General features: G+C 67.1%; 17 protein-coding genes. 10 read left to right on the top strand and 7 right to left on the bottom strand.

What is annotated here, in order from left to right; translation table 11 throughout:
• Positions 1-5: 5 nt before the first annotated feature.
• The 7 genes from pglZ to BJ993_RS25150 form a co-directional block, all read right to left on the bottom strand.
• On the bottom strand, positions 6-2,504 hold the full coding sequence (gene pglZ, locus BJ993_RS25180; protein ID WP_179652939.1) for a BREX-1 system phosphatase PglZ type A: 2,499 nt from the start codon (positions 2,502-2,504) through the stop codon (positions 6-8).
• Positions 2,501-5,980: a BREX-1 system adenine-specific DNA-methyltransferase PglX gene (gene pglX / locus BJ993_RS25175; protein WP_179652937.1), complete on the bottom strand. Its 3,480-nt coding sequence runs from the start codon at positions 5,978-5,980 to the stop codon at positions 2,501-2,503. Before pglX ends, pglZ begins: the two co-directional genes overlap by 4 nt.
• On the bottom strand, positions 5,980-9,444 hold the full coding sequence (gene brxC, locus BJ993_RS25170) for a BREX system P-loop protein BrxC (protein ID WP_179652935.1): 3,465 nt from the start codon (positions 9,442-9,444) through the stop codon (positions 5,980-5,982). Before brxC ends, pglX begins: the two co-directional genes overlap by 1 nt.
• A gap of 4 nt (positions 9,445-9,448) precedes the next feature.
• Positions 9,449-10,051, bottom strand: coding sequence for a DUF1788 domain-containing protein (locus tag BJ993_RS25165; protein WP_179652933.1), 603 nt, complete (start codon positions 10,049-10,051; stop codon positions 9,449-9,451).
• Complete coding sequence (locus BJ993_RS25160; protein WP_308645721.1) at positions 10,051-10,659, bottom strand: DUF1819 family protein; 609 nt, start codon at positions 10,657-10,659, stop codon at positions 10,051-10,053. Before BJ993_RS25160 ends, BJ993_RS25165 begins: the two co-directional genes overlap by 1 nt.
• A 97-nt stretch (positions 10,660-10,756) precedes the next feature.
• Positions 10,757-10,957 carry a helix-turn-helix domain-containing protein gene (locus BJ993_RS25155; protein ID WP_179652929.1) on the bottom strand — a complete coding sequence of 67 codons (201 nt, stop codon included), beginning with the start codon at positions 10,955-10,957 and terminating at the stop codon, positions 10,757-10,759.
• 117 nt (positions 10,958-11,074) lie between these two features.
• Positions 11,075-12,367, bottom strand: a complete 1,293-nt coding sequence (locus tag BJ993_RS25150) for a DUF1173 domain-containing protein (RefSeq protein WP_179652927.1) — start codon at positions 12,365-12,367, stop codon at positions 11,075-11,077.
• Positions 12,368-12,557: 190 nt separating this feature from the next.
• On the opposite strand from BJ993_RS25150, the gene BJ993_RS25145 reads away from it, so the two are divergent.
• The 10 genes from BJ993_RS25145 (at position 12,558) to BJ993_RS25100 (ending at position 26,433) form a co-directional block, all read left to right on the top strand.
• Complete coding sequence (locus BJ993_RS25145) at positions 12,558-18,344, top strand: helicase-like domain-containing protein (RefSeq protein ID WP_179652925.1); 5,787 nt, start codon at positions 12,558-12,560, stop codon at positions 18,342-18,344.
• Positions 18,345-18,498: 154 nt separating this feature from the next.
• The gene (locus tag BJ993_RS25140; protein WP_179652923.1) at positions 18,499-18,837 is read left to right on the top strand and encodes a hypothetical protein; all 339 of its coding nucleotides are present in this window, start codon (positions 18,499-18,501) and stop codon (positions 18,835-18,837) included.
• A gap of 89 nt (positions 18,838-18,926) precedes the next feature.
• Positions 18,927-19,406 (top strand): hypothetical protein, encoded by a 480-nt coding sequence (locus BJ993_RS25135; RefSeq protein WP_179652921.1) that lies wholly within the window; start codon positions 18,927-18,929, stop codon positions 19,404-19,406.
• A 115-nt stretch (positions 19,407-19,521) separates the two neighbouring features.
• The gene (locus tag BJ993_RS25130; protein ID WP_179652919.1) at positions 19,522-20,925 is read left to right on the top strand and encodes a hypothetical protein; all 1,404 of its coding nucleotides are present in this window, start codon (positions 19,522-19,524) and stop codon (positions 20,923-20,925) included.
• Positions 20,926-21,071: 146 nt separating this feature from the next.
• On the top strand, positions 21,072-21,980 hold the full coding sequence (locus tag BJ993_RS25125; protein ID WP_179652917.1) for a hypothetical protein: 909 nt from the start codon (positions 21,072-21,074) through the stop codon (positions 21,978-21,980).
• Positions 21,981-22,029: 49 nt separating this feature from the next.
• Positions 22,030-22,464, top strand: a complete 435-nt coding sequence (locus BJ993_RS25120; protein WP_179652915.1) for a hypothetical protein — start codon at positions 22,030-22,032, stop codon at positions 22,462-22,464.
• 195 nt (positions 22,465-22,659) lie between these two features.
• Positions 22,660-22,959, top strand: a complete 300-nt coding sequence (locus tag BJ993_RS25115) for a helix-turn-helix domain-containing protein (RefSeq protein ID WP_506329643.1) — start codon at positions 22,660-22,662, stop codon at positions 22,957-22,959.
• On the top strand, positions 22,959-24,302 hold the full coding sequence (locus BJ993_RS25110) for a type II toxin-antitoxin system HipA family toxin (RefSeq protein WP_179652911.1): 1,344 nt from the start codon (positions 22,959-22,961) through the stop codon (positions 24,300-24,302). Before BJ993_RS25115 ends, BJ993_RS25110 begins: the two co-directional genes overlap by 1 nt.
• A gap of 578 nt (positions 24,303-24,880) precedes the next feature.
• Entirely contained in the window at positions 24,881-25,828 is a 948-nt protein-coding gene (locus BJ993_RS25105; RefSeq protein WP_179652909.1) for a ParA family protein, read from the top strand.
• Positions 25,825-26,433, top strand: a complete 609-nt coding sequence (locus BJ993_RS25100; protein WP_179652907.1) for a hypothetical protein — start codon at positions 25,825-25,827, stop codon at positions 26,431-26,433. Before BJ993_RS25105 ends, BJ993_RS25100 begins: the two co-directional genes overlap by 4 nt.
• The last annotated feature ends 301 nt before the right edge of the window (positions 26,434-26,734 follow it).

The following is a 26,734-nucleotide window of genomic DNA, read 5'->3' as shown; positions in this document are numbered from 1 at the left end:
CGCCCTTAGAAGTCGAAGTCCGAGGTGAAGGAGCGCTTGAGGGTGAACATCGCCTTCTCGTACACGCGCCAGCGGGTTGTGTTCGGAATGAGCTCCTCGAGGCGGAGCTCGACGGCGCGGTTGTTGTAGTCGTTGGCGTCCTTGTTGAGCAGCAGTTGGACGCTTTGGTACCGGTCACGCTGCTCGGGCGAGGAGGAGTCGAAGGTCAGCTGGGGCGGCGGGTCGTTGGAGATCAGCGTCTCCCCCACGTACAGCCCCGCGCGCAGCACGCGGGCCTGCACCTTGTCGCTGACGGGCTCGGACTGGAACAACTTCACGACCAGCTGGCCAGTGGTGATCTTGTCGGTGTCGGGCAGCACCTTGACGTTGACCAAGCGGGTGTCGCTCTTGCGCTTCTTGTTGATCGCGAGCACCGGTACGACGATCTCCTGGAGGGTCGCACCGCCGTGGACGAATCGTGTTCCGCCGCCGGCAAGCCTGAGGCGGTGGATCGACTTGGGGATCTGGACCTCGACGTCGCCGTCGAGATTCAGCTGCTCAGCGGTGAACGTGGCGAAGGCGTCGTCGACCTTCAGCCCGTGACCGAGCACGTAGCGTTTGTTGGCGACGAGGATCTTGTCGCCGTGGGCCTTCTCGGAGAGGAAGAACTGCTCGGGCAGCGCCTCGTCTTGGAAGAGGAAGCCGTGGTCGGCGGTCACGAAGATGTTGGTGGCGTTGGCGTTCGCGGTCTTCTTGACGAGGTCCACCAGCTCGGCCAGTGCGAGCTCGGCGCCTTCGAAGACCCGGCGCTCGGTGCCGGGCTTGTCGCCGATCGCGTCGATGACGTCGTGGTAGATGTACAGAACCCGGTTGCTCTTGAACATCTCCCGCCGCTCGTCGGCGGTCAGGGCCCGGAAGGTCTCGGCTTGGATTGCGCTGCCGCCCACGGTCTCAAGCACCTTCGAGCGCGGACCTACGCCGTTGGTGGGCAGTCCGTCGGCGAGCACTGTCTTGCCGTCTGTGGAGTGCTTCAGAATGCGGTGCGGCAGGAGTGCGGCCATGCCGAGTTGGGTGTAGCTCGGCAGGACGCCGAGGACGGCCGCGAGGTCGGCGTTGAACCGGTCCTCCTGGCGGATGCGGGAGCGTAGCTCGTCGGCGACCTCGTATCGGAGGGCGTCGGAGACGATGACCACGGCCTTCTTGTCCTCGCGGAGCAGTTGTTCGACATAGTCGCCGTAGAACGACCGCTGGGAGCGCAGGACGACCGACTGCCAATTGGTTGCTTCGTCGACCTGCTTCTGCCAGGCGTTGCCGAGCTCGTAGACGAACTTGTTGGTGTACGTCTTCTCGACAAGGTCTCGCAACGCGTCGAGTGGGTTCGGTCCCTCGAAGGAGCGGCGGGCGTAGGTGAACTGGCGGTAGAGCTGGTCGATGCGGAACCAGTCGGTTCGGTAGCGCTCAAGTCCCTCGTCGAAGTCCGAAATCGTGAAATCGATCGTGCTCAGCTGCGACAGCAGGTCGGCGGCTGCGTCGATCGCCGCATACAGCTGGCGGTAACCGTCGACCCACACACTGCTCTGGCGGGCCCGGACGACATCGGCCACCTCACGAGCGGTGACGGTTTGTTCCGTCACCGCTCGAGCAAGGTCCGCGATGATCTTGCGGTCGGTCTCCTCGAACAGGTCATCCGCGACGAGGTCGCGGAACGTCGCGTTCTCGATGCTCGCCGTGTAGTCGAGGTCTGCCGACGCCTGCTTGGCCAGGGTCGACATCGCGGCTTGGCTGCGACGGTCGTTGCGGAAGCTGGCGAAGTCGAGCTGGATGTTCTGAAGTCCGCCGGGGCGATCGGACTTGAAACCGCCGAGAGCCGCGCGGAACATCCACAAAACGAAGTCGTCGACACTCGGTGCGGTCGACTCGTATCCATAGATCGAAGCCGCACCGAGCCAGAGAAAGTCCGCGAGTTCGAGATCGACCAGGGCGTGGTACTTCGATTGCTGGCCCTTGGATTTCTCGACCAAGAGCGTCCGCATGATCTCAAGGAGGCTGTGCTCCTTTTGCCCGAGCACCACCGCGGACATCTTGGCGCGAAGGCGGGCCTCGTCATCTTCGGGCGTGAGCAGACCCTTGAGGGTCTCCACGCGCTTCCCCGCGTTGAAGAACTTCTCATGCCGCGCCACGACCGCGTCGATGCCTTCGGCGGTCAGACCGAGCTCTTCCGAGACCAGGGAGCTCCGGTCTGCGGTGAAAACGCCGTACGCGAGTTCGAGATCCAAGAGCCAGTTCCCGATGCCCGTCGGCAGCGGACCCGACCGGTAGATCAAGAACTTGTCAGCGGGCTGCTCGTGCAGCAGTCGGTATTTGACGGCGTACTCGTCGTTTGCGACCCGCAGCGTCGTGACACCCGGCAGACCGAGGATGTCGACGACGGAGGCGTATTGACCCTTCGGGTCGTGCCAGAACACGACTCGGCGGTCAACGAAGCGGCGCTCCAGGTGTGGCTTGATGTTGGCGACGTCAGTCATTCGATCGCCTCCAAGCCGGCGATCTTCTTCAACGCGCTTCCCAGCTTGGGATAGTTCGTCTTCACTCCCTCGTCGAGGTCGATGGCGACGTTCTGCGAGGCCAGCGGATAGAGCACATCGTGCTCGTACTCATCGAGCTCCAGCAGCACCTTTCGGAGCCGATCGGCGTCCTTGGCGTTGTTGGACCGCTCGGCGTGTTCCAGGCTCGCCTTGATCTTCGCCTGATACTCACGGAGGTACTCGTTCAGAACCGTCGAGGCGGTCGACGGCGTGTAGCGGTGCATGTAAACCAGCGCGTTGAACGACCCCTTAGGGCTTGAGAATAGCCAGTAGATCGGGCGCTTCTTGTATCGCTGGACGTGGTCCTTGTAGAAGGACTTCACGAAGTAGTCGCGCAGGCTTTTCACGCCGAGCGACTCGGTTACGAACCGCAGGTTCTCCTCGAAGTGCAGCTCGCCAAACGCCGCGCGCAAGAACTGGCGGAACCGCTCCACGATGTCGTCTTCGAACCAATCACCATCGACGACCGGGATGACGTTGTCGGCGTCGGGTGTGAACGTCGGAGACGGGACCTTCGCGAGGTAGTCCTGCAATGTCGCGCCATGGTCGGCGAGGATCAGACCTGGCTTGTCTAGGCTATAGCGCCCAAACATGCAGCCGACGGCATAGGAGACGAGATCCACAGCAGCTGCTCTCTCGAATGCGCGACGCGCGTCTCCCTGGTTCGCGAGGTTGTCGAATCGGAACCACGGATTGTTGATCAGGGAAACACGGTTGATCGACACCGTCGACGAGACCTCGCCGCCGAGTCCGTACGCCTTAGCGACGACCTCATTGAGCTCAGACTCAGTTCTCTGCATCTCCTCTGTCAGGGAGACCCATGCATCGAGCTCGCCAGCGACCAAGTGGCGTAGTGATCCCTGACCGCGCCGGACAATCCAGCCAGGAGCCTCGAACCCCATCGCTGTCTCTTGGGAGTTCCAGTCCTCCTGTGCGATCTCAACAAGTCTGGCAACCAGGGGCTCGAGCGACTCGGCTAAGCCGATGTCGATCGGAACCTTCGCGATCGAGCCCACCTCGTAGTGGATAGTCGGAGCCAGGACCTCCAACGCCTTCGCCGCAACCGCGGAGTTCAAGATGCCTAGGGACGCCAAGCGAGCCCGCTCGCTTCCGAACAAGCTCTGCCCGACATGTCCGAAGATCACGCCTGGGTCGACCGCGCGGAAGGCTGGCGCGCCGGAGCTCACGTTCGACCATGTCACCGCGGGCTGAAAGTAGTAGTCCAGATTCTGGGGCCGTGCCCGAACACGGCCGTTCTCGCCCGTTGTGGTGCGAATCTCGTGTCCGTCGCGCTCCCAGTTCACGACATGCTCAATGTTTCCGTACCAACGCCTGAAGGCGCCGCCCTTATTGAAGGGAAACCACGTGCATCCGGAGGACGCTGCCTCGGCACGGCTGGGGAGTCCGACACCGCGGTTGCTCGACGCGACTTCATACCAGTACCTCAGGAATCGAGCATCGTTGGCAGTGGCGAGACCCTGCTTCGGGGTAGCCACCTTGGACAGGGGCGGCAGATTCTCGAATGTTGCAAGGAACGCTTCACTGAGCCAGTAGGCGATCGGAGCTCCAGGCACCTCAAGGAAGGCCTGCTGATCGGCGCGATACGAGCCGCGGTCCGACTGAAGAAACAGGCGTCGAATCGTCTCGACCGAGCGAACATCCACGTGTTCTTCGAAGAGCCGACGGTAGACACCGTGATGGCCCTGGACATGCGGCGTGTTGCGTGAGACGAAGGCGACCGATCCGAAATCCGAGCCAAAGATCCCTCGGCCGAGGTGCAACAACGACTCGATGCTCTGCGTGCGTAGGAGGGAGCGACGAAGACCCTCGAACGAGGTCAGGAACATCCAGGAAGGGAGGTTGATCATTCCCCAGTAGCCACCACGCGACGTCAACGCAGCGGCTCGCTCCATGAATGCGGTCATAAGGTCGAACTTGCTCAGGGGATAGTTCTCAGCCAGCCAACTAGACAGGCCGTCACTGATGTTGTTCGACCCCATGTACGGCGGGTTCGCCACGACCGCCGAGTAGCGGCTCGCGAGATACTTTGCCTGCTTGACGACCCGACGTGCCCATTCGATCGAGTCGGCCCTAAGCATGTCCCCGCCGTGCTCTAGTTCCTCCAGGTGGCGCTCGAGTCGATCCGCCAGAGCAGGATCCGGGCGGGTGAGCGAACCCCGCGTGTCGGCCTCGGCGAACTGATTCCAGAAGAGGGCCTCCTCATGCCGGGACCCGTTCTTCGTCACCAGGAAGTCCAGCTCATCAGGCCCGAACGAGATCGGTTCGATGATGCAGATGTTCGGCTCGACCAACTTGGTGAAGAAGGTGCGTTGCTTAGCGCGTGCCTTCATCGTGAGGGCGAAGGCGGCGAGGGCCCCAGCGCGTGGGTCGATCTCGGTGCCATGGAGGTTGTGCGCCAGGATCAGCCCTGGGATCTCCGCTGGGCCGTAACCCTCCTCCTCATAGATTGCGTATAGGAGGTCGAAGGCGTAGGTGAGCATGTGGCCCGAACCGCAGGCCGGGTCGATCACTCGTAGCTCTTCGGGCTTGGCGATCTTGAGGAAGTCGGTCTCCTCATCGACTGGGGCGACGTAATAGTCCATCTGGCTAACCAGGTCCGACGAGGGTCGGTTGAGCATCCACAGGCGGCCCAGCGTGTTTTCAACGAGGTAGCGGACGATCCAGTGCGGTGTGAAGAGCTGCGTGGCGGCAGGGATCTGGTCGGCGCCGGCCTTCATGTTCTTCTTGAACCCGGCGAAGACCTCATCCTTCCGCTCGGAGATGTAGAACTGGTATAGCCAGCCGATGACTTCGACGTCCTTGCAGACGTCCTTCGTCAGAACCATGACGGCGCGGTTGAGGACGGAGTCGTCGGCCAGGAGGTTGGCTGGGATGAGCAGCTCGGTGTAGTCGCCCTGACGCTCGAACATGAAGGGCATGGCCTTGTTCCAGTAGCGGCAGTAGTCCGCGAGCAGGAGCGCGTACGCCTCGCCCTGCGGGTCAGCGCTGCCGCGAGTGCCGTCCAGAAGTCCCGCGACGACTGTCCGGGTGGACTCGCTCGAGACCTCGGTGTCGACGACACCGCGCTTGGCCTCGGACAGGATCTCGGGCTGGCCGACCTCAATTCCCGCCTGCGGAGAGACGATGCCGATGCCTGTGTAACCGTTGGCGTCCATGAAACGTAGCGCGACGATCCGGTTGAACCACGTGTAGGCGACCTTGTCTGCGACGGCAGCACGGCCCTTGTCGCCGCCCCCCGACGCGGTTACCGCCCTCTCTAGTGCAGCGACAGTTTTGGCCTGCTCAACCCGTTCCGACGAGCCCGGCGCGAGCACGGCAGCAAGGCGGGCAGTGACCTCGCGGATGAGCGCGGTACGTGCCCAGGTCGCGAAGTTCTTCAGCGGTGCGGTTTCCATCAGAGGGAGATTCGCTTTCCGTCGTTCAAGGTCTCAATGAGCGCGCTGCGCAGGGCGGTCAGATAGTTGTCGACGTCTGCCGCGGTCTCGAGGACTCCAGACGCGCCTGGCACGAGGACGGTCTTCACAGAGATGGTCTGCTTGACCGGCTCAGGATCGGGGCTCGGGGTGGCCGGCGACGATGCAAGCAGGTCGAGTAGCCCCGGGTACTGGCTGGACTCGAAGTTCGAGCCGATCTGCTGGATGACCGCGACCTGGTTCTCGGTGGCGATCCGGGCGAGCGTCTGGTCGATCTGCTGGACGGCGTGCTGCTGGGCCTCCGGTGTGGCGTCCGTGTAGTACGACGTATCGGTGAGCTCGCTGCGGCGGCGCTCCAAGGTGCTAGTGACGGTCTCACGATGCTCCGCGACCACGCCGTCGATCCGGCTACGCAACTCGTCTGCGGCTTGCTTGAGTTGAGCCATCTTGTTGCCTCGGAAGGCGTTCGGGTCAGCCAGTGAGGTTGTGATGGTCTCGTCGCTGCCGGGAGGAAGGAAGCTGAGGTTGCTTACGTGGGTAGTGAGCAGTGCTGCGGCGGCGTCATAGATCGCTCGCTGGGGACCGCTGATGAAGGACTGGATCGGGTCTATGACGTTGTCCTTGGCTTCAAGAAGGTCGTCGCCAAGGTCGAAGTCGTTGAGGTACCAGTCATCGCTCTTGCCGACCGCTTGCTCCAGGAGGCCGATCGGAACATTGAGTTGCTCGACGAACGGGTAGCGAGAGCCGATCACGGAAGCTCGCAACTCGTCGAGCTTGCCCTTGAGCTTGTCGGCGCCGTGGTGGGCCAGCTCGACGGGGTCCTTTGGCGCACTGGGCTCGTCGAAGAAGTCGACGCAGAACTTGCGGAAGTTCGAGACCTTGCGCTCGTCGAACGTCTTCTGCGGCGCGAAGATCTGGTGTCCGTGCTTCTGGGTGTTGCGGAGCGCGGTCGCGATCTCGGTCCGCTTGAGCACGTTGCCGTCCATGGTCACGGTGACCTTGGAGGCACCGATCAGGGAGGCAACGATCACCTCGATCGAGGCGAGGTCCCATCCGTAGGGCTTGGCCTGGAAGGTGCCGACGATGCTCTTCATCGTGACCTGTTCGCCTTGGCCGGTCTTGCGCAGGATCGCCGAGAGGACCTCTTGGGCGGCCTGGTCAATCTTCATCAATGCTTCGGCATCGAACAGGCCGCTGTCGGGGTTCGCGGCGCCCGCGACCTGCTGCTCGCCGTAGGTGACGCCACCGAGCAGCTTGAGCTGCGTGTAAGTGCGGCTGATGAGCTCCTGGAAGCCCTCGGTCACTCGTCCGAGCGCGTCGGTCGAGCTGGCCGGGACGTCAGCGGCGTTGATGATCAGTCCCGCCTTGCCGACGGCGGCCTGGATGCGCTGGGCGAGTTCCTTTTCGCGCTCTCGGTTGAGGGTCGCTTTGCCTTGGAGGATCTGCTCTTCGATCGCGGAGAGCGAGCTGGTCCGCTTGCGCTTGATGTACTTGTCGGTCTTGAGCAGCAGCCGCAAGTCGATGAGCACGCGGTCGTCGGGGTCGAGCACGACCCGCAACTCGTCCTTTCCGGCGCTGTGCATGCGGGTCTCGTCCGCGGTGTAGGGGTAGTCCGGCGTGATGAAGTGGACCGAGAGTTCCTTCTGCTGTCCGTGGACCTGGTCGTCGAGCTTGAACCCGAACGGGAAGTCCTGGCCGTTCTTGGCGTAGCGGATCTTGTTGGTCCTGATGACGTCGGCAGAGAGGACCTTGAACAGCTGGGAGCTGACCTCGGAGGCGTCGATGTCGACGTTCTTGATTTCCTCCTCGATGACCTGCTCTTCGTTGGTCAGGTACTCATAGACCTGGCCGTTGCGCTGGATGTAGGTCTGCCGCTCCAGCTCTGCGAGCGCTTCCTTGACGTCCTGGGCCAGCGCCGGCAGATCGAGCCCGAAGCGGTCGTAGACGAGCACGGTGAGGTTGCGGGCGGTGGCCTGGAAACTCTCGACGTACTTGACGAGGAAGAGCGCCTTGAGGAGTCGGATGGCCAGCTCGTTGTCGAGGTTGCGCTCCGCGACGAGGATCTGCTGCTGGGCCTGTGCCTTGAGCGAGGCACGGATGCCTTCGAACATGCGGTCAAAGGTGGCCAGCGTTCCGAGCTCGCCGGTGCCGACGACCTTGGCGACGTCCTGGACGACGCCGAGCATGGACCGCTCACCAACGGAGCTGTTGCGGCCTTCGAAGGCGTTGTGGTCGGAGATCCCGATGATCGCGGCCTGGAAGAGCGGGAACTGGTAGCTGACGAAGGGGTAGGTGCCGACGAAGTGCTCTTCGTCGGTGTAGTTGCGGTACTTCTTCGCGCCGTCGACGAAATCGAACAGTGTCTTGAAGTTGGCCGACTCGGTGGCGTAGATATCTCGGAGCGCGACGGCTCCGTCCTCGTTCTTCTCGAGCAGGCGCTTGCGGATCACTTCCTCGACGTCGGCGCTGGTGAGGTGGACGCGGGTCTTGAAGCGGGCCTGGATCTTGGAGAAGTCGTTGCCCTGTTGCTTGGTGCGGTCACCGACGACCTTGTCCATGTCCTCCTGAGAGGTCACGAAGACCCAGGCCCGGCCGCCGCACTTGGTGTTGAGGCTTTCGGCGATCGTCTGGAGATTGAGCATCAGGTGGGTGTTGGACCCGATGAACTGGCCGACCTCGTCGACGTAGAAGTTGAGGCGGTACCCGTCGGGCTGCTTGTCGAGCCATGCCTTGACCTCGTCGGCGAAGTCCTCGATGGAGACCGCGTAGGACTGCTGGTACTGCTTGATGATGCCGTCGGTCGCCTGGCCGTTGATCTCGGCAAAGGCGCGGTCGATCGAGGCGCCCTCCAGGGCGCTCTGCTCGCGGCCCTGGCTCCAAGGGATCTTGGCGATCCGCTCGAAGGCCTCCTTGAACGCCTCGTACTGGCCGCGGGTGTCGAGGTCGCGCTCGAAGCGGGCGACGTGGCCCTGGTTGCCGTAGTAGCCGCGGCTCTCGTCGAAGACCTTCACGAACACCTTGAGCAGGGCGTCGGCCTGGTCCTTGGTGATGAGGGTGGCCTTCTGGTCGATGTTGAACAGCAGGCTCTTGGCCGCGATGCGCTCGGCCTTGGTCAGGAGCGCGGGCAGGAACGATCCGGTGGCCTTGGAGCGAAAGCTCTCCGAGACCTGGGTGCGGTCGAAGGCCTGGCCTTCGACGTCGCCGAGCAGGTGCGCGAGCATCTTGAGCAGGTGTGACTTACCGGAGCCGAAGAAGCCGGAGATCCAGACACCGTTGGCGTTGGTGTAGTTGGCATAGGCCTCCAGCAGTAGCTCGAGGCCCTTGGCCGCCTCGTTCGTCAGGACGTACTCGTCGACCTCGGTGCTCAGGTGTGCAGCGTCGTCGGCCTTGATGACGCCCTCGATGGGGCGCTGGACGTCCTTGGCGAAGGTCTGGTTCAACAGCATCGGGTCACGCTTCCTGTTCCAGGATGTTCTTGGCTCGGTAGTACTGGTCGTCGGTCAACGTGTTGAACAGGACGAGACTCGACCCGAGCGAGTCTGACTGTCGGTAGTCGCCCGGGAAGAACATGAGCATCGGCTTTCCGGTCACGACGCTTTGCAAGTTGTTGAGCACGTTGTGGGAACGGATGTAGGGGAAGACCTCGCCGATGCCGGTGAGGAAGACGATGTCGAAGGCGCCGTCCTGCACCTTGGCCCGCAGCGCCGGGGCGAGGTGGAGTTGCGGGTCGAGCATCGCCTGCAGCATCTCCCGCAAGTCGTCCTTGTCGTGGTCGGGCTCGAAGGCAAGCACTCGCTCCCAGACACCGCGTCCTTTGAGGATCTCCACCGAAAGGTCGTAGAGGTTGACCTCTCGCACCGTGACGCCGTGCTTGGTCGAGAGCTTGGTCTTGATCCGCTTCTTCGCCTGCGCGACCGCGAGGGAGGCTTCGGGCGGGAAGGGATAGATGAAGAACGGGACTTCGTTGCTAAGTCCCTCCATACGAAGGAACCGCTGGCTGCTCAGCACGGCGAGCAGGTGCGCTTCTTGCGCGTTCAGGTCCATCGGCTTCATCAGGCTGCGCTCCGGGTGGGGAAAAAGCGGATGTCGCTCGGCGTGCGGAGATTCAGGAGAGCGAGGAGTCGTTCGGACAGAACGGCGGGCACGATGTGCCCGGACTCGGAGAGCAGTTCGGCCTCCACGAGCATCTTGAACACCGTGGATCGCAGCTTCTGCATGGTTGAGTCCTTGATCATTGCGAGCTCGTCGTGCCACAAGGCCTTGCTCCGGATGAAGCCGTCGAAGTCCTCGTAGGCGAGCGTCGGTGCCAGCAGCAGGAACCGCTCGCGCAGGACCTCTTCGGCGAACTCCGCGATGAGGCTGTAGCGGCGGCAGGCCGCCACCCACATCAGGTGGCCGCGCTCAGTGGCTGTCAGGTCGCCTAGGAGCTCGAGCTCCGGCTCGGTCAGGGCCGAGAGCCGCTTCACCGTCTCGCGGACGAGGCGGACGCCGCTGCGGTGGGTGCGCGCTTGGAGAAGGTTGTCGGCCACGGCTCGATCACGGGCCTTCTCCCAGTCGCGTTCCTCGAGGTAGGCGGGCGCCAGGAGGGCGGCCTCACGGGTTAGGAGCGTGCCGGTGGTGAACGACAACGCATAGCGATCGCTGGTCTCCGCGTCGGTCACGGCTGGCACCTCCTTGCTGGTGTCTCGGACAAAGTCGTTCAGGCTATCGGGGACCGGCGACAGTGTTCGGTCGCGAGCGCCCCGCCGGGCCGGCGGATCAGCCGGTGGTGCTCGGTTCATCTGAGGTCGCGGCGCCTCCTCGGCGCACCCATTCGTCGACCTCGCTCGTCTGGAATTTCCACAACCGGCCGACCTTGTGGGCTGGCATGGCCTTGTCAGCGATCCAGGCGTAGACGGTGTCCTTGGTGACGCCGAGATGCGCGGCGATGTCCTCTGCGGACAGCCATGGTTCGGACACGTCGCGTCGACCTCTCCCTCGGCGAACCGGCTTTAGCCGGGTGTACACGAGCGTAGTAGAGGGTTAGCCCGGTTTTGGCCGGTTCAGCAGAACCGGCGAAGGAGATGGGCTGGGGGTTTACCTGGGGGCGGGGTCGGTGCCCGCGCGGGCCGGGAGGGCGGGCATGTCTTCACCGAGCACCCAGGTCCAGACGGCAGTGCCGGTGTCAGAGCCGATCTGGGCGGCAATATCGCGGTCCTGGTCATTGGTGAGCAAGAACGCAGCGGTCGGGGTCTCGGTATCGGTGAACACCAGGGAGGCCATGGGCTTGTCGGGAGCCAGGTTGTAGCGCAGCGACTTGGTGAACCGCCGTCGTGCCTCGAGCGCGGCGTCGAGCAGCAGCTTGTCGGCCAGGGACTCGTAGGGCAGCCAGTGCTGGTCGGTCATGACCAGGGAGATCTCCTCCGCGGTGGCCAGGCCGGCGCGGCCCACGGAGAAGGTCGCGATCACCATCAGGTGGCCCTTCTCGTTGGCGCGGCTCAGTTCGAGTTCGTCGCCAAACCGCTTGTGGAGGCGGTCGTGCAGCTTGTCGTCGAGCATGAGCGGCGCGTCGGGCATGTGCCTGAGAACGAGCTTGTGTCCGAACCGCGCGGGCTCGATCGCCTTGAACTCGCCGATGAGCATCATGAACTGCTGGCCGGCGTTGCCGTGCTGCTGCATCGGCGCCCATGCAGAGAGCCGCCGCGCGGCGATGTCGATCTTCTTCTCGACGTTGAACGGCTCGGGGACGTAGAGCCTCGTGGCGAGCGGCTTGCCCTTGGTGAACTTCCCCCGGGCGGCCTGACGCAGGTACCAGGACACGATGCGCCAGTTGCGCTTGCCGTCCATGCCGGGCGTCCACGACGCCAGGTCGGCCTCTTGCCACAGGTAGTGCAGCACGGCGCGGAGAGTGAGGCGGTTGGGGTCCGCGGCGACGGAGTCGGCCACTCCCCCGCTCCCGGCGCCGGTCGGCGCGGCTCGCTCGGCCTTGGACATGCGGAACCCGAGCTTGATGGCGGTCAGGCCGCTGTCGGCTTCTTCGGTGATCGCACTGCCGAGGACCTGCCCAAGTCCGGAGAGCTCTTCGGGGGGTAGGTAGGACCCGCATCGGTGTGCGTGCTCGAGCCCGGAGGCGGGCATCCGTTTGATGACGTGCTTGTCGGGCCCGATCTTGGCGACGTACATGGCGACGCCGTCGGGGCGGCACAGGCACACGGGCCGGACCCGGTCGGCGTGCGCGGCCGCGAGGAGCTGCTGGACGTCGGGGTTGTTGGTGTGGGTGATCCGGTGGCCGTAAAGCTCGAAGGTCTGCCGGTCCCGGTCCCGGTCCCGGTCGTGGTCGCTGGCGTGGTCTGCCCGGCCGCTCGGCGGGGCGCTGTGTGTAGCGGTCATACCCGGAAAAGCAACGAACCCACGAGCCGATCGGACGCCATCAGCGATGCCGGTGGGAACTTTTCCACATTTTCTCGCCGAGCTGTCCGATCTTCGACCCGGGTGGGTGCCTTTCGTGGTGAGGGCGGTGGTGAGCCGTGGCGTGGGTGTCGCGGCCGGCGTCCTCACCAGATGGTTGGAGGTGCCCGGCGTGGCGCGACGGCGTGCGAGTGTTGCTGACTCTGATCAGCTGACGCTGTGGGATCTTGGTGAGGAGCCTGGTGACCCGGCCGGTGAGGTCACCAGCAGCGGGGGTGGGGGCCACGTTGTCGGCTCACAGCAGGTCGTGACGGAGGAAGGGGCTCGGGATGAACCCGTACGGGACGCGGATGCGGGAGCACTACGCGAAGCATCGGGCCACGGAGTTGGCGGCGATCGCCGATCCGGAGAGCTTTTTCGAGGATCTGGGGCTGCAGATCGAGACAGAGATCGACATGTTGGCGGACCGGATCGCCGGCCCATCGGACCCGTCGGAGGGCTACCTGGCGCGGGTGGGCCGGCTGACCGAGGCGAGAACGACGGCGGAGTCGGAGGTCCTGCGGGAGCACATGCGGCCGGGCCTGAGGACTCCCCCGAACACGTAACAGCTGGGACAGACCGCGGCGTCGACGTAAATGCGACGGCCGCGGCCGCTCCGGCAGTGGAGCCGGCCGGCCTGATTCCTTCTGGGGAGTCGTTGCGGTTCCGGCCCGGCTCGCAGCGGGATCTGGCGCCGTCGACTCCGCGGGAGCGGCTGACCGCGAACGTGGCTGTGCTGGAGCTGATTGCCCAGCTCGATGAGGAGAACCGGCTCCCATCAGCTCACGAGCAGGGGGTGTTGGCGCGTTGGTCGGGCTGGGGGTCCCTGCCGGAGATCTTCGACGACACCGCCCACCACAACGAGGCCGCCGCCAGAGCGAGGGAGCTGTTACAGGGCCGCGCCCGTGCGACGGCGGCGCGCACAACACTGAGCGCGCACTACACCGACGCCGCACTGGTCAAGGCGGTTTGGTCGGCGTTGGGCGCGGCTGGGTTCGACAAGGAGGTGGGCGGCCGCGTCCTGGAGCCCGGCTGTGGGTCGGGCACCTTCATCGGGTTCGCGCCTGACCATGTACGCGACGTGGTCGGCATCGAGTTGGACCCGACCACCGCGAGGGTCGCTTCCCTGCTCTACCCGGACGCGGACATCCGCGGTGAGTCGTTCGCCGAGACCCGCCTGCCCGACGGCAAGCGAGACCTCGTGATCGGCAACGTTCCCTTCGCCGACGTCGTCCCGCACGACTCCACTCATAACCGGCTGGGGCTGAGCCTGCACAACTACTTCATCTACAAGAGCCTGCACCTGGTCCGCCCCGGCGGTGTGGTGGCAGTGCTGACCTCACGATGGACGATGGACGCGGCGAACCCGGCCGCCCGTGACGCCTTCGCTGCCATGGCCGACCTGGTCACCGCGTACCGGCTGCCGAGCCAAACGCACCGCCGGGCCGCCGGAACTGACGTCATCACCGACCTGCTGGTGTTCCGACGCCGTGTCGAGGGCGAGGAACCACTGGACCTCACGCCCGGGTGGCGGAACCTGGAGCGGTTGCCGGCGTTCCGGGCCGGGACCGGGCTCGAGGACGCCGAGGTCAACCTCAACACTCTGTTCGTCCAGCAGCCGGCCCGGGTGTTGGGTCGTCTGACGTCCCGCTCGGGCCGGTTCGGACCCGAGGTCGCCGTGGAGGGACTGCTGACCGGCGAGGGGCAGAGCCTCGCCGAGCGGGTCGCGGTGGATCTGGAGCGGCACCTGGCCTTCGACCTGTCCAACTACGCCGACGTACGGCCGCTGTTCACCGCGCCCCCGGCCCCGACTCGGCCTAACCGCACTCCAGCGACCCCGCCCACGCTGACCCCTGCTGCAGGTTCATCGGCGCCGGGTTCGCCGGTCCACCGCCCTCGTCGCAGTCCTGGCCATGAGGAGCCGCTGGTGCTGCCCGGGGCGGTGGTGCGGGCCGAGGGCCACATCAGCGTCGGCGAGGACGGCGGCTGGCTGCACGTGCGCGACGGCGTCCCCGAGCCGCTGGAGGTGCCGAAGTCGCAGACGAACGAGCTGCGGATGCTCACCGACCTGCGTGACACGGTCGTCACGCTGTTGGAGGCCGAGGCCACCACGCCCCTACCCGGTGACCTGCCGACCGCCGCCACCTTGCCCCAAGGACCGGGGGTCGCGGGCGAGGAGCGGATGGGGGCACTTCGTGAGCGGCTGAACCGGCAGTACGACGCCTACGTCAAGCGATACGGCCCGATCAACCGGGTCACCGCCCGCAACACGGGCCGGATCGACCCGAAGACCGGTGAGCCGGTGCTCGCGCAAGTGCGGCCGCGGCAGGGCGGGTTCCGGGGCGACCCCCACTCCCCTGCCGTGTTCGCGCTCGAGCACTACGACTCCGCGAGCGGCACGGCACGCAAGGCCGACATCTTCACCGAGCGAGTCGTCGCACCCCGGGTGCTGCGCACGCGCGCGGACTCTCCCGCCGATGCGGTGTCGCTGTGCATGGACACCTACGGCGAGCTGCGCACCAGCGAGGTCGCCCGGCTACTCGGGGTCGACCAGCACCTGGCCGAGACCGAGCTCGAGGCCTTCGCGTTCGTCGACCCCGACACCGTCAAGCGCACCCAGGACGGATGGACGGCAGCCTGGGTCCCCCGCGCAGAGTTCCTCTCCGGGAACGTCCGTGCCCGGCTGACCCGGGTCGGAGAGGTCCTCGAGCAGCTCGTCGAGGGCGCCACCGCAGCCGGCGATGAGACCGCCCAGCCAATGGTGCGCCGGCTCCAGGCCGCCGAGGCGGCGCTGACCGAGGTGCTGCCCGAGGACCTCGGGCCGACCGAGATCGTGGCCCAGCTCGGCGTGCCGTGGGTGCCGGCCAAGACGGTGGAGCAGTTCCTGCGCGAGACCCTCGATGACCGCACGGTGGAGGTGGAGCATCCGGGCGGATCGGTGTGGTCGGTGCGCGGCAACCGGCATTCGGTGGCCGCCCGGAACACCTGGGGCACCGAACGTGCCAGCGCGATCGACATCGTCCAGGCGTGCCTGGAGCAGCGCCAGATCCGAGTCACCGACGAGACGCCGGACGGGCGGCGAATCCCGAACGAGACCGCCACCTTCGCGGCTCAGGAGAAGGCCGAGGAACTGCAGGAGCGGTTCGCGACCTGGCTGCGGGAGGACCCCGAGCGGTGTCAGCAGCTGGTCCGCACCTACAACGACAAGCTGAACGCGATCGTGCTGCGGTCCTACGACGTCGACGAGGACAAGCACTACCCGGGCATGGCCCGTGTCCATGAAGGACGTCCGCTGCGGTTGCGTGCGCACCAGCACGCCGCGGTGGCACGAATGGTGGCGCAGCCCTCCGTGTTGCTGGCCCACGAGGTCGGAGCCGGCAAGACCCTCGCCGCAGTGACCGGTGTCTCGGAGCTGCGACGGTTGGGCCTGGTCCGCAAACCCGCGGTGGTGGTGCCCAACCACATGCTCGAGCAGTTCTCTCGGGAGTGGCTGCAGGCCTACCCACAGGCCCGGATCCTCACCTGTGGCACCGAGGACCTGGTCAAGGACAAGCGGCGACTGTTCGTCGCCCGAGCCGCGACCGGCGAGTGGGACGCGGTGATCATGTCCCGTTCGGCGTTCGAGAAGATCCCGGTCTCCAAGGACACCGAAGAGGCCTACCTCGACGAGCAGATGATGCAGCTGCGGATGTGGCTGGCCGCCTCGAAGTCCGAGCGCGGCCTGTCGGTGAAGCGGCTGGAGGGCACCCTGGCGCGGGCCGAGGAGCGGCTGAAGAAGCTGCGCGACGTCGAGCGCGACCCCGCGATCAGCTTCGAGGCCACCGGGATCGACTACCTGTGCGTGGACGAGGCCCACGGCTACAAGAACCTCCGGCTGGCCTCCAACATCCCCGGTGTCGCGGTGGAGGGGTCGAACCGGGCCACCGACCTGGACTTGAAGATGTCCTACCTGCGCGGGCGCCACGGCCGGCGGGTCGCGACCTTCATGACCGCGACCCCGATCGCCAACAGCGTGGCCGAGGCGTACACGATGCTGCGCTACCTCGCCCCCGCTGACCTGGAGGCGGCGGGGATCAGTGACTTCGACACCTGGGCGGCCACGTTCGGGCAGGTCGTCACCGACCTCGAGCTCTCCCCCTCGGGGACGGGTTTCCGGATGAAGGCCCGGTTCGCGAAGTTCAACAACGTCCCCGAGTTGTTGCGGCTGTGGCACCAGGTCGCCGACGTCAAGACTGCCGACGACCTCAACCTGCCCACCCCCGACCTGGAGGGCGGCGCAGCGGAGACGGTCGTGGTCCCGCCGAGCCAGGAACTGGTCGACTTCATGGCCCAGCTGGCCGCACGGGCCGACTTGGTCTCCTCGCGGGCGGTCGACCCGAGCGAGGACAACATGCTCAAGATCAGCGGCCACGGCCGCGCGGCCGCACTCGACCTGCGGCTCGTCGACCACCAGATCGACGGCCTGGGCGCATTCTTGGACCGGGAGCCCTCCAAGGTCGACGCGGTGGCCGAGCGGGTCGCTGGCATCTACCACGACCACGCCGATGTCGCCTTCGGCGCCGACCCAGAGCCGGGCGCCCTGCAGCTGGTGTTCTGCGACCTGGGAACACCGACCGGGTCGGGGTGGAACGCCTATGAGGAGCTCAAGGCCCAGCTGGTCGCCCGCGGGGTTCCGGCGCCGAAGGTGCGGTTCATGCACGAGGCCAACAACGACCGCGCGAAGGCCCGGCTGTTCGAGCAGGCCCGTACCGGCCACGTCGCGGTGCTCATCGGGTCGACGGAGAAGATGGGCGTGGGCACCAACGTCCAGCGTCGCGCGGTCGCGTTGCACCACGTGGACTGCCCGTGGCGGCCCGCCGACCTGGCGCAGCGCGATGGCCGGATCATGCGGCAGGGGAACCTGAACGAGTCGGTGCGGGTGTACCGGTATGTCACCGAGTCCAGCTTCGACACCTACCTGTGGCAGACGGTGGAGCGGAAGGCGAAGTTCATCAACCAGCTGATGCGCGGCCGACTGGATGTGCGAGAGATCGAGGACATCGGCGACTCAGCCCTCTCCTACGCCGAGGTGAAGGCCCTCGCATCCGGTGACCCGCGGATCATGGAGCTCGCCAAGGCCGAGACAGACGCGACCAAACTGGAGCGCCTGGAGCGGGCGTGGTCGGCAGCACAGCGCAGCCTCACAGCGACGATCCGGGAGGCCGGGCCACGTTTGGAAAGGCTGGCCACCGATCGTCAAGAGCTCTTGACGGCGATGCCGCTGCGGCGTGACACCGACGGAGACGCCTTCTCGATGCGGATCAACGGTGCGGCGTACGGCAAGCGGGCCGATGCCGCTCCCGCGCTGCAGCGGGCCCTGGTCGCGGTTCAGCCCTATCAGCGCGACCCACAGCCTCTCGGCGATGTCGGTGGCCTGCACCTGCAGGTGTCCGCGGACTCGTGGATGGGCCAGCCTCGGTACGTCGTTTCGCTGGTTGAGGTCCCGCGGGTCCACCTGCTCGTCGAGGCCGGCGACGTGCGTCAACCGAGCATCGGCCTGGTGACCCGGGTCGAGAACCTCCCCCGGCGCCTGGAGCGGGTGCTCGATGACGTCGAGATGGACACCACCAAGATCAACCGCGAGGCAGAGCGGGCCCAAGCGGGGCTGGTCGAGATGTTCCCGCGCGCCGGCGAACTCGCCGAGGTGCGAGCAAAGCGCGACCGGCTGGCGGCCGAGCTGGCCGCCGACAGCGCCGAGAAGGCCGCCTGCCAGGAAGCCGCTCAGCAGCCCTCCGCGCCTAACGGTTCTCAACCTCACACGCCTGATCCTGGCCCGGCCGGCCCGATGGGTCGACCCGCGATCGCGCCTCCACCCCCTCCCCCACGACCGCGGTCTGATGAGCGTCCGCGGCCGCCCATCACTCCGGGGTGGTCGCGATGATCACGGCCCGAGGTCCGGTTCTCGTCCACAGGCCGCCCCGCGGGGCTGTTCTCCACTGGTTCGGCGGCGTCACACCCACCACGCTGGCCGACTCTGCTGCACTGGGTAGCGGGGTCGGGCCGCTGCCGACCTCTCTCGAAAGGACCACACCGCAATGACTGTTCCCACCGATCGGGCTGGTGACGTTTACGACGCGACCCCCGACTTCGTTTACGCGGTCTCGCTGATCGCGGCGCTGGAGGACGCGTCCGGACAGGACGGGCACGCCATGGTGCTGCCGTTCTTGGGTATGGCCCGCGCCGAGCTCACCGACTTCGGTCAGCGACGTCCCGCCGGCTACGTGCCGGTGCAGATCGACGACCTCCGCGCCGGCCTGGCCGACCTCGAGCAGCGTCTGAGCTCGTTGCTCGCGGACTCGCAGGTCCTGCAGTACACCCTGCGCCTGGACTCGGCTCGCCGGCTGCTGCGCCGCGGCGTGGCCGCCGTCGCCTAGGAACAACCCCAAAGTGTCCGCGGTCCGGGTCCGCGAGGTCGCCGGCAACCCGTGTCCGATCTGACGCCACGGTGGTTGCTTCTCCGGGCGTGACGAAACCGCTGCCTCGCGATGCGACCTGGACCGACTACGTCAACGCCCACGGGGGATCCGAGGCGTCGGGGTGGTGGGTCACTCTGCGTTGGTACGCCGACTCCGAGCACCCGCGCCCTGAGGTCGTCGGGCCCTACTCCTCCCACAGGCAGGCGGTGGCCGCCATGCAGGACTCGCTGCTCATCGACGGCTTCGCTGAGGACACCAACCGTGACGAGTGGCTCGATGACGTGTACGTGGACCCGGTTCCTGCCTCGATCGCCCGCATGTGCGCCGACTACGGGAACCGGGTGACGCTGATCGACCCCGGCGACCCGAACCACTTCGGAGACCTCGACTCTGAACCGACGGCCCCCGATCGCAGCGGGAGGTTGCAGGCCGGCGTACTGCACGCGACCCGGCCGCAGACCAACGGCCGGGCCGCAGGTGAAGGTCCGGACCCGGCAGAGCGCTCCCCCGGCCCACCGGGCGTGTGAGTCGCCATTTTCTCCACAAGCAGTTCCGCCGCGGTGTCCGATCTGGCGCCGCGGCGGTTGCTTCTCCGGGCATGGCAACGACTTGTCCTCACCCGCGAGTGGCCGGTGGCCCGCGATGACGGTCTCCACCTACGGCGAGCACGCCGAGAACGCGGCTCAGGCGCTCAACGTCCTGGTCCGTGAAGACGTGATCCCGGCCGATGAGTACGCGGTTGACCAGTTGCTGCACTGTCGTGAGGCCGTGGTCGACGCGCTACGTCAGCGGCTCTACGACGTGGGTCAGGACAGCTGGTACCCGCCGCCGGACCATCTTCCGGCACCTACGCCGAAGCCGATGCTGGCCGGGTTGGACGAGAAGCTGGCGAGTCTGGTGGACAACATCGCCTTCGCCCTGCCCACCCTGACGCTAGACGAGCGCCGACCGCCTGCGGACTTCCTCACGCCGGCCTCGGAGGACCCGACGGTCGAGGCGTGGCGGATGGCGGCGATCGAGCTGATGTCGGCCTCCCATGCACTGTCGGCGGCCGAGGAACAGCCGTGGCGCACCGATCCGGGCGCCGCCTGGTGGGTGATGCGCGACGTGGCGGTGGCGCTGGAGGCGGTCCTGGTGCTCGACTCCCGCCTCGAGGAGGTGGGGCTGCTCGCTGAGCATCAGCGACCGGAGTTCGCGATGGGGCTGGACGAGAAGCGGATGGTGCTCTCCCAGACCGCACGGGTGGCGACCTGGCATGCCACGAGCGCGAGCCCCGAGGAGGCCGCACCCCGGCTTCGGCAGGTGGCTCCGTCGACCGTCGTTGAGCCGGTGTCGATGGTCTCCACGCCCGCCGATCTCGCGGCGGCGCAGCAGCGGCTGGCACGTTTCCTCCGCCCGATGCTCGCCTCCGACGCGTTCTATGCCGGCGAGCCGGAGATCACGGCCGACTCCGCACGGCAGGTCACGGCCAGCCAGCTCTACCTGTGCCGGACGTTCGCGGAGGCCGCCGCCAAGTCGGCCAAGACCAGCATGTTCGCGGCGTTCTTCTCCGGGCGCGCCGAGGTGCTGGAGTCGTTGCAGCCCCAGATCAGCCACCTCGCCGACGTGAGGGCCGACCAGGAGCCGAACATGCGGCGCTTTTGGCAGCAGAGCGAGCTCACCACCGCGGTGGCCCGGATGGAGGACAACGGGATACCGATCAAGCTGCAGCCCACGCAGATGGTCGAGCTGGCCAAGGAAACCCACGCGGTGACTCACAACTTGGGCCAGGCGCTGCGCCGCGAGCTGCTGCGCGGCAACAGCAATCTGGTCGATGCCCACCCACGGCACCGAGACGGTCCGGTCCGGGTGGGTCGCCGGTCGCGGCTGGAGACCACGCTTACCGACCTGGTGAACCTGCCGGCTCCCAGCGAGCCGGTGGCCCGGTACAGCCACCCGCTGCAACGGGCCGCCCTCCAGCAGTCCCTGACCCTGACGCCCACCGCGTCGTCCCGGCCACCCACGCCGTTCCCGGCGGCGCGTAGCGCCAGCGCCCCGGCCTTCTAACAACTCCACAGCTTGCCCGGCCCCGTCAAAGCCGTCGGTCATACGGCGAAGGGCACCCACAATCCCTGCACTTCCGAGACTCCCGGGGAGGTGTACCTGCGGGGCCGGGCACACCACTCCCCTACCCAGCGACAGGAGCTGCAGAGATGAGCCAGCACCCGACCCCTCAGGCGGCCGCCGCCGAGCCCTCCCCTGTCGAGGAGGCTCCGTGGCGTGATGATCCGAACTATCCGCACCGGATCGAGAACCACGTCAAGGTCTACCTCCACCTCGTCGAGGAATCCTCGACGCAACCCGTGATCGCAGCTGAGGACAGTGCGCCCCCCGGCACCCGGGTCTACCGCCGCAGCGGCGCCGGCCGAGTGCAGTACGGAACGGTGACCGGCTGGACCACCGATGGAACCTGCGTCTTCTTGTCGTTCGACCAGGGCGGAACCTACTCCGGTCCCACGTTCCAGTCGCTGTTTCTCGCCGAGCCCAGCGAGGGGCACGCCGGCGCCAGCAGATGGGCCGTCTCGAGCGCGACGGTCGACGGGTACCCCCTCGACGGTGTCGAGGACGGCCACTACTGCGATTACGAAGGGCACCCGCCGGGCGCGCGGCCCGACTGGGACCGCCAGCACCGAGACGCTGCCCAGGTGCAGCTGCCCACCGCGGAGGAGCTGCTGCCCCTGCTCGCCGCCGCGCTGGGCAGGAGCGTCGACGGGCCCACCGTCGACCAGGTCCGTGCGGCATCCGACCTGGTCGCTGAACATGCCCAATGGCGGGCGCAACGAGCCGAGCTCTCTGCCGGGGAGACGGTCGGCGACTTCCCGGCCTCCGCGGACTGGCACACCAGCGATGACGCCGGATGCGACCTCGCCGACCGCGCCATCGCCCTCCTCGCAGAGGTCACCGGCCAGATGAGCCCCACAAGTCAGCCGACGGCGCCAGCTACGCCATCGGGCGTCTCGCTGATGCGCTCGGCGCTCAAGTCATCACCGGACACCCCATCGCCGCAGCCGAGTCCTGACTCGACCTCGACGTCCCAGCCGACCTCCGGTCCGGCCCGCTGAACCACGAGCCAACCGGCGACCGGCGACCGAAACGACTCTAGGAGAACTGATGAAAGACGACGAGCCCCGACTCACCGACCCGGTCGCCGCCGTCGACCACGTCCGGCGCCTCGCCCGGGAGACCGCCGCGTCCGAGGGGTACCGCGCGGCCGCGGACGCAGTGATGAATGCGCGACGTGAGTACCGGATCATGCCGCTGAAGCGGAGCGAGGCGCCGCCGGATCGCCTCGCGACCTGGGACGCGGTGCGGCTCGAAACCAGGTCGCTCGTTCCGATGGCGATGGGCGGCACCAAGGAGCACGCCCTCTTCGACGAGCGGGTCGCAACTCCCGGTGGCCAGCCCCTCCCCCAGCGACCCGGGTGGGCGCCGGACCCGGCGGTCGCTCTGCAGGCCGCCGCGCTGCGGGCGCAGCACGCTGCTGAACCCTCGCGGCCTCCGGCGACCTCGCCAAGCCCGGTGACCGACCGGGCCCCACGCCGATGAGCCACTCACCCGTCCGATGACCGCGCTGCCCGCGCGATGCACCTGTTCCGGTTCCACAGCGCCCGCGGCGATGAGCTGAGGGGACGCCGGCGCCGCCACACGGCCCCGCCGACAGACTTAATAGAAAGCAGACTTTCAGTTGTCGGCTATTCTAGAAGGGTTGCTTTCGGTATGAACTGGGATGGAGTGGTGGCGATGAAGCGCCCGAGTCCAGCGAAGGTGGGTCTGGCGGCCGAGCGGATCGGCTCTCATGTCGTGACTTGGCGCCGCCTGCTGGGCCTGACTGCCGAGCAGGTTGCTCAGCGGGCGGGGATCTCTGCCCCGACCCTACGCAAGCTCGAGCACGGCGATCCCTCGGTGACGTTGGAGACCTACCTGAACGTGCTGCGTGCTCTGGGTCGGCTCGACGACGCGGTGACCGCGCTCGACCCGTACGAGACCGAGCTCGGCCGTGCCCGTGCTGATCAGGTGCTGCCGAAGCGGGTGCGGCGCTGATGGACACCCAGCTGGAGGTCGACCTGGACTTGGGTGGGCGGGGCGTCCACGTCGGCACCGCTCACTTCACCCGCCGCGGCCGCGCGGTTACGACAACCTTCACCTACTCCCCCGCCTACCTGGCGCGGCCAGACGCCTACGCCGTCGACCCGGCTCTCCCGCTGGATGTCGGCCGCGGCCACACCACCGGTCTGCCCGGGGCGTTCGCCGACAGTGCCCCCGACCGGTGGGGCCGCCGACTGATTGAGAAGGTCTGGCCCGGTCCCGCGTCGATCAGCGAGGTCGACTACCTCGTGGGCGTCTCGGACCACTCCCGGCAGGGCGCCCTGCGCTACCGACGCGCCGACAGTCCTGTTTATGTCGCCGACGGGCACGAGATCCCGCGCCTGGTCGACCTCGGCCGGCTGCTGCATGCCTCTGACCAGCTCGCTCGCGGAGGCCGCCGACATGACGAGGAGGAGATGCACGCAGTGCGTGAGCTTCTGGACGTCGGTGGCACGACCCTCGGCGGCGCCCGCCCGAAGGCGTCGGTGATCGATGCCGACGGAGCCCTGTCGATCGCGAAGTTCCCGCACCCGGGCGACGAGTGGGACGTCATGGCATGGGAGAAGACCGCGCTGGACCTCGCCGAGCACGCGGGACTCGACGTGCCCGCCCGTCACCTGACCAAGATCGAGGGCCGCAGCGTCCTGATCCTGCGGCGCTTCGACCGCGACACCGCCGGGGGCCGGCTGGGCTATGCGAGCGCCATGACACTGACGGGACTCAGCGACGGTGACCCGGCCGACTATCTGGACCTCGCCGCGGCGATCGCAGATCACTCCACCCGGCCCGACGCCGACCTGGCCGGCCTGTGGCGACGGATGGCGGTCTTCACCGCTATCCACAACATCGACGACCACTTCCGCAACCACGGCTTCCTCCACTCCCCCGGCGGCTGGATGCTCGCGCCGGCGTTCGACGTCAACCCGAATCCGGATCCGAACCAGGCCCGGGCAACCTCGATCAGCGGCGCAACGTCAGCATCGGAGGAACGCGAGGCACTCCTTCAGGCCGCGCCGTACTTCGGGATGACGGCCGACCGGGGCGTCGAGGTGCTCGCCGAGATCGACTCCGCCGTCGCGTCGTGGCGCACCATCGCGGCCGGGAACGGCATCCCCGAGCATGAGCAGCGGCTGTTCGCGGATGTCCTCCCCCACCCGCCTCGGGCTGGCGGTGGCGGCACTGCACACCGGTCCGCCGTCCTCCAGGCTGGCGCCCTGGACACCCCGGCAACGTCAACACCCGACCCCGCGACGGGACCCGGTGCACTCCCCCGGCCACCGAGGTCGTTCAACATCTGATCGCGAGGTCCTCGACCTCGCATCCGACCCGAGGGTCATACCCTGTCCCACAGGCCTCACCAGACGCCCTAGAACGGGCCTCAGAGCGCCGAACAGGGTCGCGGCGGGCAAGACCACGCCTCACGAGACCAACGCCCGAGAAGGCCTGCACCCAGGTTCGGCACCACTGCGCTGCGCTGCCGCACAACCCTGCCGCCGGGCGCTAATGCAGCGCACTACCGCACGCCACTACCGCGCCGCAATGGTGCACAGCAGGACCGCGTCGCGTCATTGGGCGGCGGTGCCGTCGAATCGGACTGCTCTCACCATCGCAGGGTGGCAACGCGGCGCGGTGGTTCTCCGCGTTACTCACGCGCGTTGGTGGCACGCGCTGCCGTGTGCGTGGGTGCCGCGCGGCGTTGTCCCGCCGTATTGCGCCGCGTTGCCGCTGACCACCGCCGCACGGACGTGACGCGGTGCGGTGGTGTGTGCACTACCGCACCGCGCTACCGCGTGTCGCTACTGCGTTGCGGTGGTGCGCTGCGGGATGATCGGACGCGTTCCTAGTCCTGGATTTCGCACAGAGAGGCTCTTCCCCTATGGCCTTGACCCAAGATGTGCTCAGCCGAGTCATCGCGTTCGCAAACGGCAAGGGGGGCGTCGGCAAGACGTCCACGTCGGCCAATTTCGCCGGCCTGAGCGCGGCTGCGGGCTGGCACACGCTCTTCATCGAGTTCGACGCGCAGGGCGATGCCGGCGACGATCTCGGTTACAAGCACACCCCGGACAACGACCGCGGCGCCCACATGCTCGAGGTTCTCGACGCGCACCAGCCGCTGAAGCCGGTGCTGCGCGAGATCCGCCCGAACCTCGACGTCATCCCGATGGGCCGGGACGCGCTGAAGGACATCGAGGACGTGCTGTTGGGGAAGGAGCGCCGCGGCACCGAGTACCGGTTGATGCTGGCCGAGGCGCTGGCGCCGCTGGCACGCGATTACGACCTGATCGTGATTGACACGCCTCCGACCCGGCCGATCATCTTGCAGTTGGTCCTGGGGGCGACGAGGTGGGTGGTCGTCCCGACGAAGAGTGATCGGTCCAGCATCGGCAACCTCGCGGAGCTGGCCGCCGAGCTCACCGAGGTTCGGCGGGCCAACCCGCATGTCGAGGTTCTCGGTGTGGTCCCGTTCGACTTCGACACCAGCGGCGCCCGTATTCGTCGCAACGCCGTCGAGGACATCAACGCGGTGCTCGACGGTGCGTCGAGCTTGTTCCTGGACCAGGAGGGCGAGGTCATCACGATTCGCCATTCCAGCGCCGCGGTCGACGCCCGCAACGCCGGCAAGCTGGTGCACGAGCTCGCGGAGATCGCGAAGGAGGAAGAGGCCGGCGAGCCGTGGTGGAAGGCTCTTCGGGAGGGCCGACGACCGGAACGTATCCCGGGCAGCGTCGGGGGACTCGCCGATGACCACCTGCTGCTGACCAATGCGATCTTGACCAGGATCGACAAGCTCGAGTCGGCGAACCGCGAGGAGGCCAGCGCATGAGCCGCCGCGAGCCGATGGCGCCGATCGCAGGCTTGAAGAAGCCCACGGACCTGCCTGCCCCGAGCGCCCGCCCCCAGACCTTGCAGGTGGTGCCAGCGCCGAGCCCGGACCCGGCCCAGGAGGAGTCGCGGGATCTCGCCCCGACCGCTGCACCGGCGACGGACACGCCGCGAGCGACGGCGAAGGCCGAGTCGACCTCCAAGCCGGCGGGTCGGGCCCGGAAGCCCCGCACCGAGAGGGCGTCGGCCCGCAGCGCGAGTGCGGAGACGATGAAGCCGGTGTCGGTGTCGGTGCCGCTGACGATGGCGGAGGCATGGCGGGACCGGGCGAAGCGGGACCGGACGTCGCAGGTCGACGTGCTGCTGGACGCGCTCGTGGCACATCAGGACGAGTTGACGGACCTGGTGGCGGCACGGAGCGAGAAGCCGACGGTGAGCGACGGCCTGTTCGACCGGACGCCTGGTGCGAAGGGGGAGAGGTTCGTGGGGGTCTCGTTGCGGATCAAGGCGGGCAACCTCGAGGTGATCGATCAGTTGACCGACAAGCATGGCGCCGACTCGCGGTCCCAGCTCGTGGCAGCGGCCCTGTCGGCGTACCTCAGCTGAACACTGGAGGGGAGTGCACGGTGAGCGTACGAGTCGACGAGGCGACGACGCGGGTCGGCATGCGAGGCGTCCCTTGGGCAAGCCGTGTCGGGCCTGCGGGTCGACCAGCACCTGGATCGAGTGGCGTCACGAGGACGCCCAGGCCGGGCCGGACGGAGCGGGGGAGTGGCCCTACGCCGTCTGCCAGGCCTGTGGTCACGAAGTCAAGGGAAGGCTCGCGCAGTCACGGCCGCCTGACCGGCCGGCGCCAACCCAGCCCGCGGCGCCAACCCGGTCAGCGGGGGCGGCGTCTTCGGTTGAA

Source organism: Nocardioides aromaticivorans (assembly GCF_013408525.1).
GTDB classification, from domain to species: domain Bacteria; phylum Actinomycetota; class Actinomycetes; order Propionibacteriales; family Nocardioidaceae; genus Nocardioides; species Nocardioides aromaticivorans.
Note: the sequence above shows the minus strand (reverse complement) of the source record. Positions and strands in the feature narration are given on the sequence as shown.